Consider the following 14,927-nt stretch of genomic DNA (forward strand, 5'->3'; position numbering starts at 1 on the left):
GTTCGCGCAGCAGGTCGCGGAGCATGGCGGCGATCTCGTCGAAGCCGCCGGCCGCGTCCTCGGCGGACCGGTGGGCGTCGAGGAGGTCGGTGTGGGCTTCCCGGGCCTGGCGCAACGCCTCGCTGTGGGCGGACAGTTCGGCGGTCGCGGTGCGCAGCAGCGCCTGTGCGTGTCCGGCGTCGGCGGGGGCCAGCTCGTCGGGGAGCGCGGTGTGCGCCTCGCCGTCGTCGGGCGCGAGCCGCTCGGCCTCGCCCCGCAGCCGGCCGAGCTGCTCGCTCGCGCCGGACATCCGGGTCTCCAGGATCTGTACCAGTTCCTCGGCGCGGGCCGCGGCAGCCTGCCGGCTGGGCCCGTCGGAGCCGTCGGGCGACTGCAGCAGCAGCTCCGCGCGCGTGCGGACCTTGTTGCTGAGCCGGTCCAGCTCGGCGCGGGCGGCACTCTCGTCGCTCTCCGCGCGGGCCTGTTCGGCGCGCAGATCGGCGCCGACGCCCACCTTCTCGTAGACCTGCGACGCGGCACGGTACGCCTCGCGCAGAGCGGGCAGCGACGCCTGCGGGGTCTGCGTGCCGTCCTCGGGCACGTCGTCGGGGGCGCCCGCGATCTCGGAGCGCTCGGCGCGCAGGGCGCGGGCGGTGCGCCGGGCGTCGTCCGCCGCGCGCTGGGCGCCGCGCCGGTCCTCGTCGGCGGCGCGTGCCCGGTCCAGGCAGGTCTGGGCGCGTGCCTCCGACTCGCTCGCGTCGTCGGCCAGTTCGCGCAGCTTGACCTGCCAGCCGGCCCGTTCGCGCAGCCGGAAGGCGAGTCCCGCGAGGGCGTCGGCCGCGCGCCTGGCCTTCTGCGCGGCCTCCTGGCGCTCGTCGCGGACCCGGGTGGCCTCGACGGCCGTCTCCTCGGCTTCCGCGCGCACGGTGCGTGCCTCGGCCAGTTCGGCCTCCGCCTCCTCGGCGAAGGCGCGTGCCTCGTGCGCCGCCCCGGCCAGTTCGGTGAGCCGTCCGGCGGGGCAGCCGGTGCGCCAGGAGGTCAGCCGGGCGGCCAGTTCCCGGTCCTTGCCGAGCCGGGCGGCCAGGGAGCGGATCTCCTCGTCCCGTTCGGTGGCCCGGGCGCGCAGTGTCTGCCGCTCCTCGTCGGCGGCGTGCTCGTCGTGCATGGCCGGGTTCGGCGGTACGAGGAACACCTCGCCGCTGTCCGTGCCGGGTGCCGGCGTGGGGGCGAGCAGGGCGGCGGCCGTACCGACGGCGACGGCGGACCGGGGCAGCAGGGCGGCGTCGCTCAGCGCCTCACGGGCGCGGAGGTGGGAGCCGGGGTCGGTGATGATGACGCCGTCGACCAGTTCGGGGCGGGCGGCGAGGACACGCGCGTGGTCGGCCGGGTCGACGGCCTGGGCGAGGTAGCGCCATCCCGGCAGGGCGGGGATGCCGTGCTCGCCGAGGAACTCGACGGCGGCCAGCACGTCCGGGCCGGGCGGGAGCAGGCCGCCGTCACCGAGGGCGCCGAGGATCCGGGCGTCGTCCGCGGCGGCGGTGCGCAGGTCGAACAGCTGCCGTTCGGCGGAGGAGACGGCGTCGTCGAGCAGTTCGCGCAGTTCGTCGGCGAAGCGGTCGAGTTCCTCCGCGGTCAGGGCGCCCTCGCCGGTGGCGCCCGGGGCGTCGTCCTCGGTGCGCGGCGCCGGTACGCCGGCCCGCCGTCCGCCGGAGGCTCCCGGCAGGCTCAGCAGGTCCGCCAGCCGCTGCTCGGCGGCCAGCGCTTCGGCCGTGCGGCGCTCGCCCTCGTGGGCGCGTTCGGCCGCCGTGGCCGCGTCGGCCGCGCGGGCCGCGGTGAGTTCGGCGCGGCTCTCGGCGGCGGCCGCCTCCCGCGCGTGTTCGGTGGCCCGGCCGGACGTCTCGCGGGCGGTGTCCCAGGCGGCGACCGCCGCCTTCTCGGCGTCGCTGGCGGCGAGGGCAGCCCGGGCGGGGTCGGCGTCGGGGGCGCTGTCGTCGAGCCAGCCGGCCCGTACCGCCTCCGCGGTCTCCTGTTCGACCTCGGTGAGCCGCTGCCGCAGGTGACCGATCTCGCTGCGGGCCCGCTGTGCCTCGGTGGCGGCGGCGGTGGAGTCGCGGTAGGCGCCGTCGCTGACCTCCTGGAGGGCGGCGGACCGCTCCTCCTGTTCGTTGGCGAGGTTCTCGGCGTTCCGCGCGGCCGCGTGCAGGGCGCGGACCAGGTCGACGGCGGCCTTGGCGCGGGCCGCGAGCGCCGGTGCCGCGTCCCGTTCCGCTTCCTGGATCGCGGCGGAGACCCTGGCCACGCGGTCGGCGGCGGCGCGGTGGCGCAGTACGGCCTCGGCGGCCTGCCAGGCCGAGTACAGGGTGCGCGCGTCGGCGAGTTCGCGCTTCTGCGCGGCGGCGGACTTCTCCGCGGCGGCGAGCGCCAGGGAGGCGTGCCGGTAGGCGAGTTCGGCGGAGATCAGCGCGCTGTGCTCGCGCGCGGACTCGGCGTGGGTGACGGCGTGCGCGGCCTCGGTGACGCGCTGGGCCAGGTCGGCGGCGCGGACGCGTTCCCGGGCGCCGCGTGCGGTGAGCCGGCGGGCCAGGGTGCGGGTGCGGCGCTCGGCCGCGGTGTGGATCTCCCGTGCGCGGGTGCGGGTCTCGGCGACCTCCACGATCCGGCCGAGCAGGTCGACGGATCCGGCGGTGAAGTCGCGTTCGGCCATCAGTTCGGCGCGGCGGCCCAGTTTGTTGCCGAAACCGCTGACCAGGTCGGCGAGTCCGTCGGTGTCGCGGGTGTCGGTGACGGCGCGCAGCAGCAGGTCGGTGAAGTCGGAGTCCTTCTTGACCGCGAAGAGGCCGGCGGCCTCACCCTCGTCGGCGTTCATCTCCCGCTGGTAGCGGAAGAGTTCGGGGTCGAGTCCGAGCTCGCCGAGGTGTTCGGTCCAGCGTTCGTGGATCTCCTCCCAGTGGACCTCCAGGTGCGGGTAGGTCTTGCCGGCCTCGGTCAGGGCGTCGCGGAAGCCCTTCATGGTGCGGCGCCGTCCGCGGGCGCCCGACTGGCCCTCGGCGGAGGGCCGTACGGCGGTGGACTCGGCGACGGGGAGGTTGTCGAGGCCGAGGCCGGGGCCGGGGCGCAGCGAGTACCAGGCCTCGGCGAACTTCCGCGGGTCGCCGGAGACCTGGCGGCCCCGCCACTCGCTGACCTTGCCGACGACGACGCACTCGCCGGTCTGCACGTGCTGCCACTCCAGCGCCACGTGGCCGCAGTCGTCGGCGAGCAGGAATTTGCGCAGCACGCCGGAGCTGGCGCCGCCGAGGGTGTTGCGGTGGCCCGGGAGCATCACGGAGAAGATCAGTTTGAGCAGGACGGACTTCCCGCCGCCGTTCTCCAGGAAGAGCACCCCGGCGGGGGCGGGCCGGCGCGGCGGGCCGACGGGTTCCTCCTCGAAGAACTCCGCCTGCGTCGGGGCGGGGTCCGGCACCACCCCGCCGACACCGCGCAGGTCGAGAACGGTGTCGGCGTAGCGCGCACCGGCAGGCCCGATGGAGTAGAGGCGGACCCGGGACAGCTCGTACATGGCGGACTCTCGTGAGGCTTCGTGAGGTGGGGGGGTCAGGCGGAGTGGAACGGCAGGCCGGCGTCGGCGGCCAGTTCCAGGTCGTCGGTGTCCTCGGGCGGCAGCAGGGTGGGCGTGCCGTCGGTGACGGGGACGACGCCCAGTTCCAGCAGTTCGGCCATGGCCGCGCCGCCCGCCATGTCGCGGACCTGGAGCTGGTAGCGGGCGGTGGTGCGGTAGGTGCCGCCGTTGTCGTCGCCGGTCCGCTGGAGGAAGCCGGAGTCGGTGAGGAAGGTGACGGCCTTGGCGACGATGCCGGTGGTGGAGCCCGCGAGGCGGCGCGCGTCCTTGGTGGCGCCGGTGGCGCTGCGTCTGGCCCAGATCCGCCAGGCGGCCTCCAGGCCGGGGGCGTCGCTGGCCGGGTCGGTGTTCTCGCCCTGCCGCGCTGCGCGCTCCTCGAGGCGGTGGCATGCCTGGCGGACGAAGGCGTCGACGCCGTTGACCGTGACGCGGCCGATGTATCCGTCGTCGGCGAGGTCCTCGGGGCGGGGGAAGGCCATGGCGGCGACGGCGAGGTGGGCGAGGCCGTGCAGGAAGCGGTCGCCGCCGTCGGCGGAGGTGCGGCGCGCGTAGTCGCCCATGCGGACGGCGAAGACGGAGTCCTCGGCGGCGGTGACGGCCATGCCGGCGCGCGGGGACACCTCCAGGACGATCAGCCCCAGGCCGGTGGCGACGGCGTCGGCCAGTCGCGCGAAGGGCGGGTCCTCGCGGTAGCGGCGCAGCAGGTCGGCGTACTCCTGGTCGCGGGCGGGCTGGAGCTTGGGCTGGAGGCCGAAGGCGACGAGCCGGGCCGCGTCGGCGGCGTCGGCGGGCGTGACGGCGGTGCTCGCCGGTGGGGCCGCGGCCTCCTCTTCACTCCACTCGACGTACTCGGTCACGGTCGGGACTCCTTGCTCCGGGTTGCCTCGGTTCGCGCTGCTGCCGCGGTCATGCCGCCTCCGTCCGGTCCGCGGCCATGCCCGCGGCGTCGAGCAGGGCGGTGCCGACGACGAGGTCGGCGCCGCCGAACTCGGGGTCGTCGAGCTCGGTGCCGTCGTCCACGGCGAACAGCAGTTTCCGTTCGCCCTGGCGGTAGGCGGTGCCGACCGGCGGGCTGGCGGCGTGGACGGCCAGGAGGGCGACGAGGTAGGGCAGTTCGGGGTCCCGGCGGCGGGCTTCGGCGAGCAGGCCGGACAGCCGGCGTGGCGCGTCGGCCGGGAGGTCCAGCAGTTCGGTGGCGGCCGCCAGCTGTTCCTCGCTGAAGCGGCTGTCGTCGGGGGTGGCGATCAGGTCCGGTTCCGGCATCTCGGCGCCGAGGTGTTCCCGCTCCACGGGGGGTGTCAGCAGGATGTCGACGAGGTCGGCGATCCGGACGGACACCGGGGTGCGCAGTCCGGTGCCGTGGGCGAAGAAGGCGTCGGTGACCCGGGACGCCCGCTCCACGGGCAGCGGCAGCAGGGGTGCCAGGAGCTGGCCGTACAGGTCGGTGCCGGCGGCCGCGGCGGGGGTGGCGAAGGCCTGCCGGTCCTGTTCGGCGCGGAACAGCGGGCCGGCCTCCAGCAGCCGGGACTGGAGCTGGGTGTGGCGCCGGATGCAGTCCTTGACGATGTCCACCAGCTCGGCCGCGCGGCGCTTGTGCTCGGGGTCCTCGGACTCGTCACGGGCCTTGCGGATGTTGGTGAGGATCGCGTTCTCGTGGCGGTAGCGGTCCGCCACGTGGTCGAGGGCCTCGGCGATCATGTCGGGCACGGTGCTGAGCCAGTCCACCGCGCGGACGTTGCGCCGGGTGGCGTCCAGGGCGCGGCGGAGGGTCTCGGAGTACTGCACGGTCCGGTAGCGGGCCTGCTCGGCGGCGAGCTGGGCGTCGGCGAGCCGGCCCCGGCTGATCAGCACCTCGAGCTTGACCTCGGCGGCGATCTGCGCGCTGGTGACATCGGTGTCCAGGGCGCCGACCAGGACGTTGACCGCCTCGTCCGTGGTCCGCAGGTACACGGTGCCGCCGGGGCCGGGGACCTCTTCGATGAGCTTGAAGTCGTAGTCGCGGCGCACATAGCTGCCGTCCGCCCCGAACACGCCGTACACCGCGCGGAAGCCGCGGTCGACGCTGCCGACGTTGATCAGGTTCTCCAGGACCCAGCGGGCCACCCGCTCGTGCTCGCCGGCGGGCCGGCGCGGGGCCTGGGCGGCGATGCGCGGGATGAGCCGGGCCACTATCTGGTCGTGGTCGGCGCCCGTGTCGAAGTCCATGTTCAGGGTGACGAGGTCGATGCCCGCGAGGGCGATCTCCGCCATGCCGTAGACCGAGTACTCGCCGGCCAGGTTGGCCTTGCGCGCGTCGAGGTCGTGCAGCGGCGCGGTGCAGGCGAGCGCGCGCAGCCGCCGCGCCAGACCCTCGTCGGCGGCCGGGCCCGGCGCGGGCCGCGGCCCCGCGCTGAGCTGGGGCGGAACGCTGTCCGTCGATGCAGGCGAAGTCACGGTGCACAGACTAGGTCCTCGGTCTGACAAGGACCCAAACGAGGCAGATGGGGTCCGGCGTCACGGTTGTCGCACCGTGGCCCCGCGCCCGGCCGGGGGCCGGTTTCAGCCGCCCTGTCCGTCCTCCCCCACCCTGCGCCGGTACACCTCCAGCACCCGCTCCAGCGAGACGTCGAGGTAGGCCGCGAGCAGGTGCTCGGCCCGTTCGCGGTCACCGGCCCGGAGGGCGTCCAGGATCTCGACATTTCGTGCGATGTACGGTTCGTGGAGCTTCCGGGGCTCGTCCACCACGTGGAAGGCGAGGCGGAGTTCGGCGAAGACGCTGCGCATCAGCTCGTCGGTGCGCTCGCCGCCGGCCAGCGCCACCAGTTCCCGGTGGAAGTGGATGTTGGCCGTGCCCACACCTTTCCAGTCACCTTCGCGCGCCGCCCGGCGCCCTCGTTCCACCGCCCCGGCGAGTCCGTCGAGCGGGTAGGGCGGGTCGCCGAGGCCGCGCACGACCGCGCACTCGACGAGCCTGCGGGTGCGGTATATGTCCTCGACGTCCTCGACGGTCAGGACCCGCACGAACACGCCCCGGTTCAGCTCGTGGACGAGCAGCCGCTCGTGGGTGAGCAGCCGGAACGCCTCGCGCAGCGTGTTGCGCGAGACGCCGAGAGCGCCGCCGATGCCGTCCTCCGACAGGCGGGTCCCCGGGGGGAAGTACCCCTCGGCGATCCGGCTCCTGAGGATGTCCGCGACCCGCTCGGCGGTGCTGGTGCGGCCCAACAGGGCGCGGTCCTCGGCCAGTCCGCTCAGCTGCTCCGTCATGCCCGGAATTCAACCGCACCCGGAAGGACGAGACAACGGGGGTATTGAAGGATCGTTCAACGATCCTCTACCTTGCTGCGCACGGCACGGCACGGCTCGTCTCCTCCCGCACCCTTCGTCCTCCCTCTGCGAGGTGCCCATGAGCGCGACCCCTCCACCGAAGGCCCCGACCGACGAGGAACGCCCCGCGGCGCCCGTACTCCCGCACGGAGACGGGGCGTTCGGGAACGGCATCGCGGCCCTGGCACTGCCGGGGCCGGCCGGAGACGTGCGGGAGGGAACTCGGGTGAGGCCCACCGACGACCGCACGCCCACCGTCGTGCCCGACCGCCCGGTGGCCCTCACCGACGAGCACGCGCGTGAGTGGAGTCCGCGCGCGGCGCGTGCCCGCTTCCGGGAAGGTCTGGCGGGTCCCACGGCCGGAGTGGCCACGGGGCACACACAGGCCAACCTCGTGTCGGTGCCGGCCGACTGGGCGTACGACATGCTGCTGTTCTGCCAGCGCAATCCCAAGCCGTGTCCGGTCCTGGACGTCACCGACGCCGGTTCGCCGGCCACCGTACTCGCCGCGGACGCCGACCTGCGCACCGATCTGCCGCGCTACCGGGTGTGGGAGCACGGCGAGCTGGTGGACGAGCCGACGGACGTACGGGCGCACTGGCGCGGCGACCTGGTGTCGTTCCTCATCGGCTGCAGCTTCACGTTCGAATGGGCGCTGACAGCGGCGGGGGTCCCGGTCCGGCACCTCGAGCAGGGCCGCAACGTCCCCATGTACGTGACGAGTTGGCAGTGCCGCCCGGCGGGGCGCCTGAGCGGTCCGATGGTGGTGTCGATGCGCCCGGTACCGCCCGGGCGGCTGTCCGCCGCGATCCGGGAGAGCAGCCTGCTGCCCGCGGTGCACGGGGGTCCCGTGCACTGCGGGGACCCCTTCGGGCTGGGCATCGACGACCTCGGCCGACCGGACTTCGGCGATGCGGTGGACTTCGAGCCGGACGACATCCCGGTGTTCTGGGCCTGCGGAGTCACCCCGCAGGCCGCCGTCATGGCCTCCCGCCCGCCGTTCGCCATCACGCACGCACCGGGACAGATGTTCCTCAGCGACGCCCGGGACGAGCAGTTCCGCGTGGTGGTGTGACGGACCCGCCCGAGCACGAACAGGAGAAGCGAGGAACCCATGACCCCGATCGATCTGAACGCCGACCTCGGCGAAGGCTTCGGCCGCTGGCGCCTCACCGACGACGAGCGGCTGCTGTCCGTCGTCACCAGCGCCAACGTGGCCTGCGGTTTCCACGCCGGGGACGCGGCCACCATGCGCCGGGTGTGCGAGCTCGCGGCCGAGCGGGGGGTGCGGATCGGCGCCCAGGTCTCCTACCGGGACCTCGCGGGGTTCGGGAGGCGCGCGATGGACGTGCCGCCGGCCGAGCTGACGGCGGAAGTCGCCTACCAGATCGGCGCCCTGGAGGTGTTCGCCCGCGCGGCGGGTTCCCGCGTGGCGTACGTCAAGCCGCACGGAGCGCTCTACAACCGGGTCGTGCGCGACGAGGAGCAGGCCCGCGCGGTGGTCGACGGGGTGGTCCTGGCGGACGCCGGGCTGCCGGTGCTCGGCCTGCCCGGTTCCCGTCTGCTGGAACTGGCCGGGAAGGCGGGCCTGCCGGTGGTCACGGAGGCGTTCGCCGACCGGGCGTACACCGACGAGGGCGCGTTGGTGCCGCGCCGTGAGGAGGGTTCCGTGATCACCGACCCGGAGTCCGTCGTGGCGCGCTCGGTGGACCTGGCCCGCCGCGCGGAGGTCACCGCGCGGTCCGGGCGGCTCATCGAGGTGCGGGCGCGCTCCTTGTGCCTGCACGGGGACACGCCCGGCGCGGTGGACCTGGCACGGCGGGTGCGTACGGCGCTGGAGGCGGCCGGGGCCCGGGTGGAGGCGTTCGCATGAGGGTGCTGCCCGTCGGTGAGGACGCCCTGCTCGTCGAGGTCTCCACCGGCGACGAGGCGCAGGCGCTCCACGCGGAGCTGCTGCGGCGCCGCGCGGAGGGCTCGCTGCCGGCCGGTGAGATCGTGCCCGCGGCCCGTACGGTGCTGCTCGACGGCGTGACCGAGCCCGGCCGGCTGGCCGCCGAACTGGCCGCCCTGCGGCTGCCGCCGGTGCCCGCGCGTGCGGCGGAGACGGTCGAGATACCGGTGCGCTACGACGGACCGGATCTGGCCGACGTCGCCGCGCACTGGGGTGTTCCCGTCCGGGAGGTGGCGCGTGTGCACGCGGCGGCCGAGTTCCGTGTCGCCTTCTGCGGGTTCGCTCCCGGTTTCGGATATCTCACCGGTCTGCCGTCGCACTACGACGTGCCCCGCAGGCCGACTCCGCGCACGGCCGTCCCCGCCGGTTCGGTGGCTCTGGCGGGCCCCTACACGGGTGTGTACCCGCGGTCGTCCCCCGGGGGCTGGCGGCTGATCGGCACGACCGACCTCACGCTGTGGGACCCCGCGCGGGTGCCGGCGGCGCTGCTCTCCCCGGGCACGCGCGTGCGCTTCGTCCCGGTGCCGGCGACGGGGCGCGCGGCATGACGGACCGTGCGCTCGCCGTCGTACGGGCGGGTGCCCTGACCACGGTGCAGGACCGGGGCCGCCCCGGTCACGCCCACCTCGGTGTGCCCCGCTCGGGGGCGCTGGACGGGCCCGCCGCGGCCCTCGCGAACCGGCTCGTGGGCAACGCGCCGGACGCCGCCGTCCTGGAGACCACCCTGGACGGCTGTTCCGTACGCCCCCGTTCGACGGTCACGATGGCGGTCACCGGTGCGCCCTGCCCGGTGACGGTGGACGGCCGCCCGGCCGCGTGGGGGGCGCCGGTGCGGGTGCGGGCCGGTTCCGTGCTGGAGGCCGGGGCGGTGGTCCGCGGGGTGCGTTCCTATGTGGCGGTCTCCGGCGGGATCGCCGTCGAGCCGGTGCTCGGCAGCCGCTCCACGGATCTGCTCTCGGGCCTCGGCCCGGCCCCTCTCACGGCCGGTGCCGTGCTTCCCCTCGGACCGCCGCGGGAGGGCCACGCGGGCGTGGACGTCGCGCCGCAGCCCGCGCCCCCGGCGGAACTCGTGCTGCGCGTCACCACGGGCCCGCGCGACGACTGGTTCACCCCGGAGGCGGTACGGCTCTTCACGTCGCGGACGTACCACGTGTCGCCGGCGAGCAACCGCATCGGACTGCGCACGGCCGGGCCGGCCCTGGAACGGGTGAGGCGGGGGGAACTCCCGAGCGAGGGCATGGTGCTGGGCGCGGTCCAGGTGCCGCCGGACGGCACACCGGTGGTCTTCCTGGCCGACCATCCGACCACCGGGGGCTACCCGGTGATCGCGGTCGTCCACCGCGCCGACCTCCCGGCCGCCGCCCAGGCCCCGCCCGGCACCCCGGTCCGCTTCGTCGCCGTACGCCGCCGCCGAGGACCCGGGGCTTGCGGCAGCCGTCGTCTTCGGACGTGATCCGCAGACGGGGGGGCCGGGGCGCCCTTCCGTCCCGCCCGGCGGCTCGACGCGGCGCCCCGGCCCGGGCCGTGCCGCACAGGCCGGCCGGTGTCCGCCGGCCGCGCCCACGTCAGTGGCAGGGCGGGGTCGTGGCCGGCGAGAGGCCGGGCGGTCAGGCCGCTGCGGTGAGCCGCGCCGGTTCACATCGAGGGAGGACCCGGTGCCGACGACACGCGCACCCGGCCCCGGGGGCGCCCCGCCGTTCACGCCGGGCGGGCGCCGGCGGGTCACACCGCGGTCTCCTCGGGGCCGATCCGGCTGCGTACGGCGGTCTGGACCTCGGCCTCCTCGGCCGGGTCGGCGGCGAGCCTGCGCAGGCGGTCCACGACCCGGGTGTCGCCGGTCTCGGCGTGCCGGGCGGCGACCTCGCGGGTGGTCTCCTCGCAGTCCCACAGGCACTCGACGGCGAAGCCGGTGCCGAAGGAGGAATCGGTCGCGGCGAGGGCGCGGGCGGCCCTGCCGCGCAGGTGGGAGGAGGCGGTCTCGCGGTAGATGTGCCGCAGGACCGGGGCGGCGCAGGTGATGCCGAGGCGCCCGGCGCCGTCCACGAGGGTCCACAGGGTGGGAGCGTCGGGGCCCTCGCCCCGTACGGCCTCGCGGAGGGCGGCGAGGACCGGGTCGCGGTCCTGGAGGCCGCCCCGGCAGGCGAGCACCCGGCCGGCCGCGGCGCCGAGCGGGTCGGGCCGGCGGGCCCAGCCGCGCGCCCGGTCGACGGCGGTGAGACTGCGCATGCGTTCGAAGGCGTCGACGGCGGCCTCCACGACGGGCGCGGATCCGGTGGCCACGGCGCGCTCGATCAGTGTCAGGGCGTCGGGGTCGTTGCTGTCGGCGAGGTACCGCAGGGCGGTGCAGCGGGCTCCCTCGGTGCCGTCCTCGGCGGCCTGGACGATCTCGGGCCGGTCCTCGGGGCCGGCCACGGCGGACAGGCACCGGGCGGCCGGGACGTGGAGCGCCGCGCCGCGCTCCACGCCCTGCTGCGCCCATTCGAACACCGCTCGCACACTCCAGCCGGGGCGCGGTCCGGTGGGGCGCATCTGCCGCTGCCAGCGGTCGAAGCAGCCGGCCTCCTGGGCGGCGCGCACGCGGGTGGCGACGGACGGGCGCGGGTCGTCGGCCCACAGCCGCCACGGCCGCGGTTCGAAGGCGTCCCGGACGGTGGCCGCCAGCTCCGCCTCGCCCTCGGCGTCGGTGGCGAACCGGGCCAGTACCGGGGCGGCGAGGGCGCGCAGGCCCGCGTCGTCGTCCCTGAGCGCCAGTTCGTCCAGGGCCCAGGCCCAGTTGGTGCCGTGGGCGGCGTACCTGCGCAGCAGTGCCAGGGCGTCCCGCCTGCCGTAGGAGGCGAGGTGTCCCAGGACGGCCAGCGCGAGCCCGGTGCGTGACTCCTCGGTGTCGAGGACGTCCTCCGGGTCGAAGAGGTGGGCCTCGATCGCGTCGAGTTCGCCGTGCAGATCGAGGTAGAGGCGGGCGTAGTAGAGGGAGCGGTTCTCCACCTGCCAGTCGTGGCGCGGGTCGCGCAGCACACAGTGGTTCAGCGCCGCGAGCGCTTCGGGCCGCGGAGCGGTGAGCGCGTGCAGCGTGCCGTCGCCGCGGCCCCGCTGGAGCAGGCCGAGCAGCGTACCGCTGGGCGCTATGACCGGATCGAACATGGGAAACAGCCTCACATCAAGCGTCGACGCAACCGGGGACGTGCATTACCTGGCCGCGTGACAACACGTCGGGGCGCCCGCCGTTTCCTGCTTGCTGTAGACCATCTCTCTCTGCCTCTCGTCGGTGGCCCATGCGGGCCGGCGTCACGGCCCGCGCGGTGCGGCAACACCTGCCCAGCCATCGCGTCCGTGAATCACGTCGTCATGATGACCCGGCGGTCACATCCACCGCGACCGAAATTTCGGCGGCCCGGTACCGCCTCCCCGTTTTCCGTGTCCGCGCTGGTCGGAGCGTGTGGCTCAGTGCTCGCCGAACAGCTCGAGCAGTTCCGTGCGTTGGAACATCCGGGCCGTGTCGACGGCCGAGGGGGTGCCGGCGGACGGGTCGGCGCCGCCCTTCAGCAGGGCCTCGATCACCTCGGTCTCGCCCTTGAAGACCGCTCCCGCGAGTGGGGTCTGGCCCCGGTCGTTGACGCGGTCGGCGTCGGCGCCGCGCTCCAGCAGCGCGCGCACCGTCCCGGCGTGGCCGTGGTAGGCGGCGAGCATCACGAGCGCGTCGCCCCGGTCGTTGGTGAGATCGGCCGGGACCCCGGCGTCGACGTAGGCCACGAGTTCCTCGGTCCGACCGCGCCGGGCCAGGTCGAAGATCTTGGTCGCCAGCTCCACGACCTCGGGGTCGGGGGCATCAGTCATCGCCGGACCGCCTCTCACAGCTCATGCTTCACGCATCGGGGAACGAACGGGCGTCTGCGAGCGGTGCAGAGCCGTACGGGTGAATCGCCAGCGTACTGGCTCGCGCGGCACATGACCGGATCCGCCCGAGGTAAAGATCACGACAGGCCCGTCCGAGGGTTTTCGCGAATAATCCACCCAGTTGCACCTTTTATCGTATAGATACATTGTGTGATCCTGGAAGTACTCATGGTGACTGTCCCCGCGAACCAGGAGAGCTCAAGTGATCATCTCGATTTCGTGCGTGGTGCTGCTCGGCGTCGTCGTCTTCATCTTCTTCCGCAAGGACGGACTGAAGGCGTCGCACGCTCTGGTGGCGATGCTGTTCGGCTTCTACCTGGCCAGCACGGCCATCGCCCCGAGCATCAAGGCGGGCGGCGAGAGCCTGGCCGGCCTCCTGGGCGGGTTCAAGTTCTGACCCGCCCCCACCACGCCCCGCCCGCCCGTACGCACCCTCTGGAGACAGCAGTGGCCCGGCGCCCCCTCCCCCGCATCCTCAGCAACGGCAGCGCGCGTCTCGTCCGGAGCCGGGAGCTGGCCAGGACGGCGGCCGACAGCGCCACGGATGTCCTCCACCCGCTGATCACCATCACGCGCGGTCTGCGCCGGCTGGCCTCGGCCGGGCGGCGCAGGTGGGCCGACACCCCCAAGGACAGGCGGGGCGCGCTGCTCTTCCTGGTGGCGTCGGTCGTGCTGGTCGTGGCACTGGCGCCGTACGGTCCGCTGCTCGCCGTCATCACCCTGATGGCGGCGGCGGCCTGGCAGGGCCGGGACCGCGGCCCCGCCGTGCCGGAGGGACCCGACGCCACTCAGATCCAGCGCCTGAAGTACCTCTACGAAGCCCTGGTGCCCTACTTCTCCACCCCCGAGGACCCCGAACCGCTCTACGCCCACGGCGGTGACTGGGAGAAGTCCCTCTCCGAGTACGAGTTCGACGGCACGGGCCGCCTCACCCACCTCGTCATCGCCTACCCCGCCTACTTCACCGACGGCGAGCCCGAGTCCCGGGCGCGGATCGAGCACCTGGTCGCCGCCAAGTCGGGGCGCGGCCGCGAGTACCACTTCGTCTGGGACGAGGAGGGCAACCAGCTCACGGTCCGCGTCCTCGCGCCGCTGCCCACGGACATCGCCGCGCAGCCCTTCGTCACGGCCCCGGGAGAGACGGTCCTCGGCTTCACGGACCCCATCCGGGTGCAGCGGACGCTGCCGCTCACCCACGGCGCGCACGGCGAGGAGCAGCGCGACGTGCCCCCGGTCGTGTGGCGCACCGGCATCCGCTCCACCGAGCCCCATCTGCTCGCGGCCGGCCAGCCGGGCAGCGGCACCTCGACCCTGCTGCGCTCCATCGCACTGCAGGCGCTCCACCACGGTGACGTGGTGATCGTCGACGGCGGCGGCACGGGCGAGTACGCCTGTCTGACCGGCCGGGACGGTGTGCTCGCCGTCGAGTGCGGGCTGACGGGCGCGCTGACCAGCCTGGAATGGGCCGCGCACGAGACGGAGCGCCGGCTGATCGCCGCCAACCGGGCCCACCAGGCGGGCGATCCACCGCCGGAGGACACCAGGCGCCCGCTGTGGCTGTTGCTGGACCGGCCGAGCGCGTTCACCCACCTGGCCGCGGCGGACGGTCGCACGGACCCCCAGACCCTGCTCCAGGTCCCGCTGCGGCACGGCCGCCCGGCGAACGTCACCGTGGTCGTCGCCGAGCAGCTCGACGCCCTGGACACCCTCATCGACCCGGTACGGCAGCACACGCGCGCGCGTGTCGTCCTCGGCCCCGCGACGGCGGAGCAGCTCCGGACCGTCCTGGGGGCGCCTCCGCACACCACGCCCGTCGACCAGGTCCCGCCGGGGCGCGGCTTCGCCCGCCTGGGCGCGGGGCCGGTGCACCGCCTTCAGGTCCCGGCGACACCGGACCCGTACGACGACGCGACCAGTGACGTCCACCGGCAGGCGGTCCTGGACCTGCTGCCGCCGCGGACGACCCCGGCGGACGAGGAGCCCCAGCTGCTGGAGACGGAACGGGCGGACGCCGCCGTCATGCTCGCCGAGTCCGTGCGGCCGGAGAAGGTGGCCATGGAGAAGGTGCCCGCGGGGGCGGTGGCCGCCGAGGCGGAGGAACGGCCGGCCAACGGTTCCGCCGGTGCCGAGCCGGCGGCCGGGCAGGCGGCGGTGGCGGAGCCGTCCTCCTGACGGGCCGCC

The 14,927-nt window shown here is 74.8% G+C and carries 12 protein-coding genes; 6 read left to right on the forward strand and 6 right to left on the reverse strand.

What is annotated here, in order from left to right; all coding sequences use genetic code 11:
- From IE172_RS27460 to IE172_RS27475, 4 genes are all read right to left on the reverse strand, one after another.
- A partial coding sequence (locus IE172_RS27460) for a hypothetical protein (protein ID WP_190100014.1) occupies positions 1-3,538 on the reverse strand: 3,538 nt, incomplete at its 3' end.
- A gap of 35 nt (positions 3,539-3,573) precedes the next feature.
- Complete coding sequence (locus IE172_RS27465) at positions 3,574-4,455, reverse strand: hypothetical protein (RefSeq protein WP_190100015.1); 882 nt, start codon at positions 4,453-4,455, stop codon at positions 3,574-3,576.
- A gap of 49 nt (positions 4,456-4,504) precedes the next feature.
- Complete coding sequence (locus IE172_RS27470) at positions 4,505-6,031, reverse strand: hypothetical protein (protein WP_190100016.1); 1,527 nt, start codon at positions 6,029-6,031, stop codon at positions 4,505-4,507.
- A 105-nt stretch (positions 6,032-6,136) separates the two neighbouring features.
- Entirely contained in the window at positions 6,137-6,841 is a 705-nt protein-coding gene (locus IE172_RS27475) for a GntR family transcriptional regulator (protein WP_190100017.1), read from the reverse strand.
- Between the two features lie 286 nt (positions 6,842-7,127).
- Here IE172_RS27475 and IE172_RS27480 point away from each other — a divergent pair, with 286 nt between their 5' ends.
- The 4 genes from IE172_RS27480 to IE172_RS27495 are packed head-to-tail and all read left to right on the forward strand — an operon-like array spanning position 7,128 to position 10,305.
- Positions 7,128-7,976, forward strand: a complete 849-nt coding sequence (locus IE172_RS27480) for a putative hydro-lyase (protein WP_190100146.1) — start codon at positions 7,128-7,130, stop codon at positions 7,974-7,976.
- A gap of 39 nt (positions 7,977-8,015) precedes the next feature.
- Positions 8,016-8,774: a LamB/YcsF family protein gene (locus tag IE172_RS27485; protein WP_190100018.1), complete on the forward strand. Its 759-nt coding sequence runs from the start codon at positions 8,016-8,018 to the stop codon at positions 8,772-8,774.
- Positions 8,771-9,400 (forward strand): 5-oxoprolinase subunit B family protein, encoded by a 630-nt coding sequence (locus IE172_RS27490; protein ID WP_190100019.1) that lies wholly within the window; start codon positions 8,771-8,773, stop codon positions 9,398-9,400. Before IE172_RS27485 ends, IE172_RS27490 begins: the two co-directional genes overlap by 4 nt.
- The gene (locus IE172_RS27495) at positions 9,397-10,305 is read left to right on the forward strand and encodes a 5-oxoprolinase subunit C family protein (RefSeq protein WP_190100020.1); all 909 of its coding nucleotides are present in this window, start codon (positions 9,397-9,399) and stop codon (positions 10,303-10,305) included. The genes IE172_RS27490 and IE172_RS27495 overlap by 4 nt, the downstream gene beginning before the upstream one ends.
- 269 nt (positions 10,306-10,574) lie before the next feature.
- Here the strand turns inward: IE172_RS27495 and IE172_RS27500 are convergent, their stop codons facing one another.
- Positions 10,575-11,993 carry a HEAT repeat domain-containing protein gene (locus IE172_RS27500; RefSeq protein ID WP_190100021.1) on the reverse strand — a complete coding sequence of 473 codons (1,419 nt, stop codon included), beginning with the start codon at positions 11,991-11,993 and terminating at the stop codon, positions 10,575-10,577.
- Positions 11,994-12,293: 300 nt separating this feature from the next.
- Positions 12,294-12,686, reverse strand: a complete 393-nt coding sequence (locus IE172_RS27505) for an ankyrin repeat domain-containing protein (protein ID WP_190100022.1) — start codon at positions 12,684-12,686, stop codon at positions 12,294-12,296.
- Between the two features lie 262 nt (positions 12,687-12,948).
- On the opposite strand from IE172_RS27505, the gene IE172_RS27510 reads away from it, so the two are divergent.
- Positions 12,949-13,143 carry a hypothetical protein gene (locus tag IE172_RS27510; protein ID WP_030832645.1) on the forward strand — a complete coding sequence of 65 codons (195 nt, stop codon included), beginning with the start codon at positions 12,949-12,951 and terminating at the stop codon, positions 13,141-13,143.
- A 50-nt stretch (positions 13,144-13,193) separates the two neighbouring features.
- On the forward strand, positions 13,194-14,918 hold the full coding sequence (locus tag IE172_RS27515) for a P-loop NTPase family protein (protein WP_190100023.1): 1,725 nt from the start codon (positions 13,194-13,196) through the stop codon (positions 14,916-14,918).
- Positions 14,919-14,927: the final 9 nt, after the last annotated feature.

The sequence above is a fragment of the Streptomyces griseoflavus genome (genome assembly GCF_014649995.1).
Taxonomy (GTDB): domain Bacteria; phylum Actinomycetota; class Actinomycetes; order Streptomycetales; family Streptomycetaceae; genus Streptomyces; species Streptomyces griseoflavus.

Bases quoted from the DNA above. Each gene is read 5' to 3' on its own strand.
- IE172_RS27495 (WP_190100020.1), top strand. From the start codon at position 9,397: ATGACGGACCGTGCGCTCGCCGTCGTACGGGCGGGTGCCCTGACCACG.
- IE172_RS27485 (WP_190100018.1), top strand. From the start codon at position 8,016: ATGACCCCGATCGATCTGAACGCCGACCTCGGCGAAGGCTTCGGCCGC.
- IE172_RS27505 (WP_190100022.1), bottom strand. From the start codon at position 12,686: ATGACTGATGCCCCCGACCCCGAGGTCGTGGAGCTGGCGACCAAGATC.
- IE172_RS27475 (WP_190100017.1), bottom strand. From the start codon at position 6,841: ATGACGGAGCAGCTGAGCGGACTGGCCGAGGACCGCGCCCTGTTGGGC.
- IE172_RS27490 (WP_190100019.1), top strand. From the start codon at position 8,771: ATGAGGGTGCTGCCCGTCGGTGAGGACGCCCTGCTCGTCGAGGTCTCC.
- IE172_RS27500 (WP_190100021.1), bottom strand. From the start codon at position 11,993: ATGTTCGATCCGGTCATAGCGCCCAGCGGTACGCTGCTCGGCCTGCTC.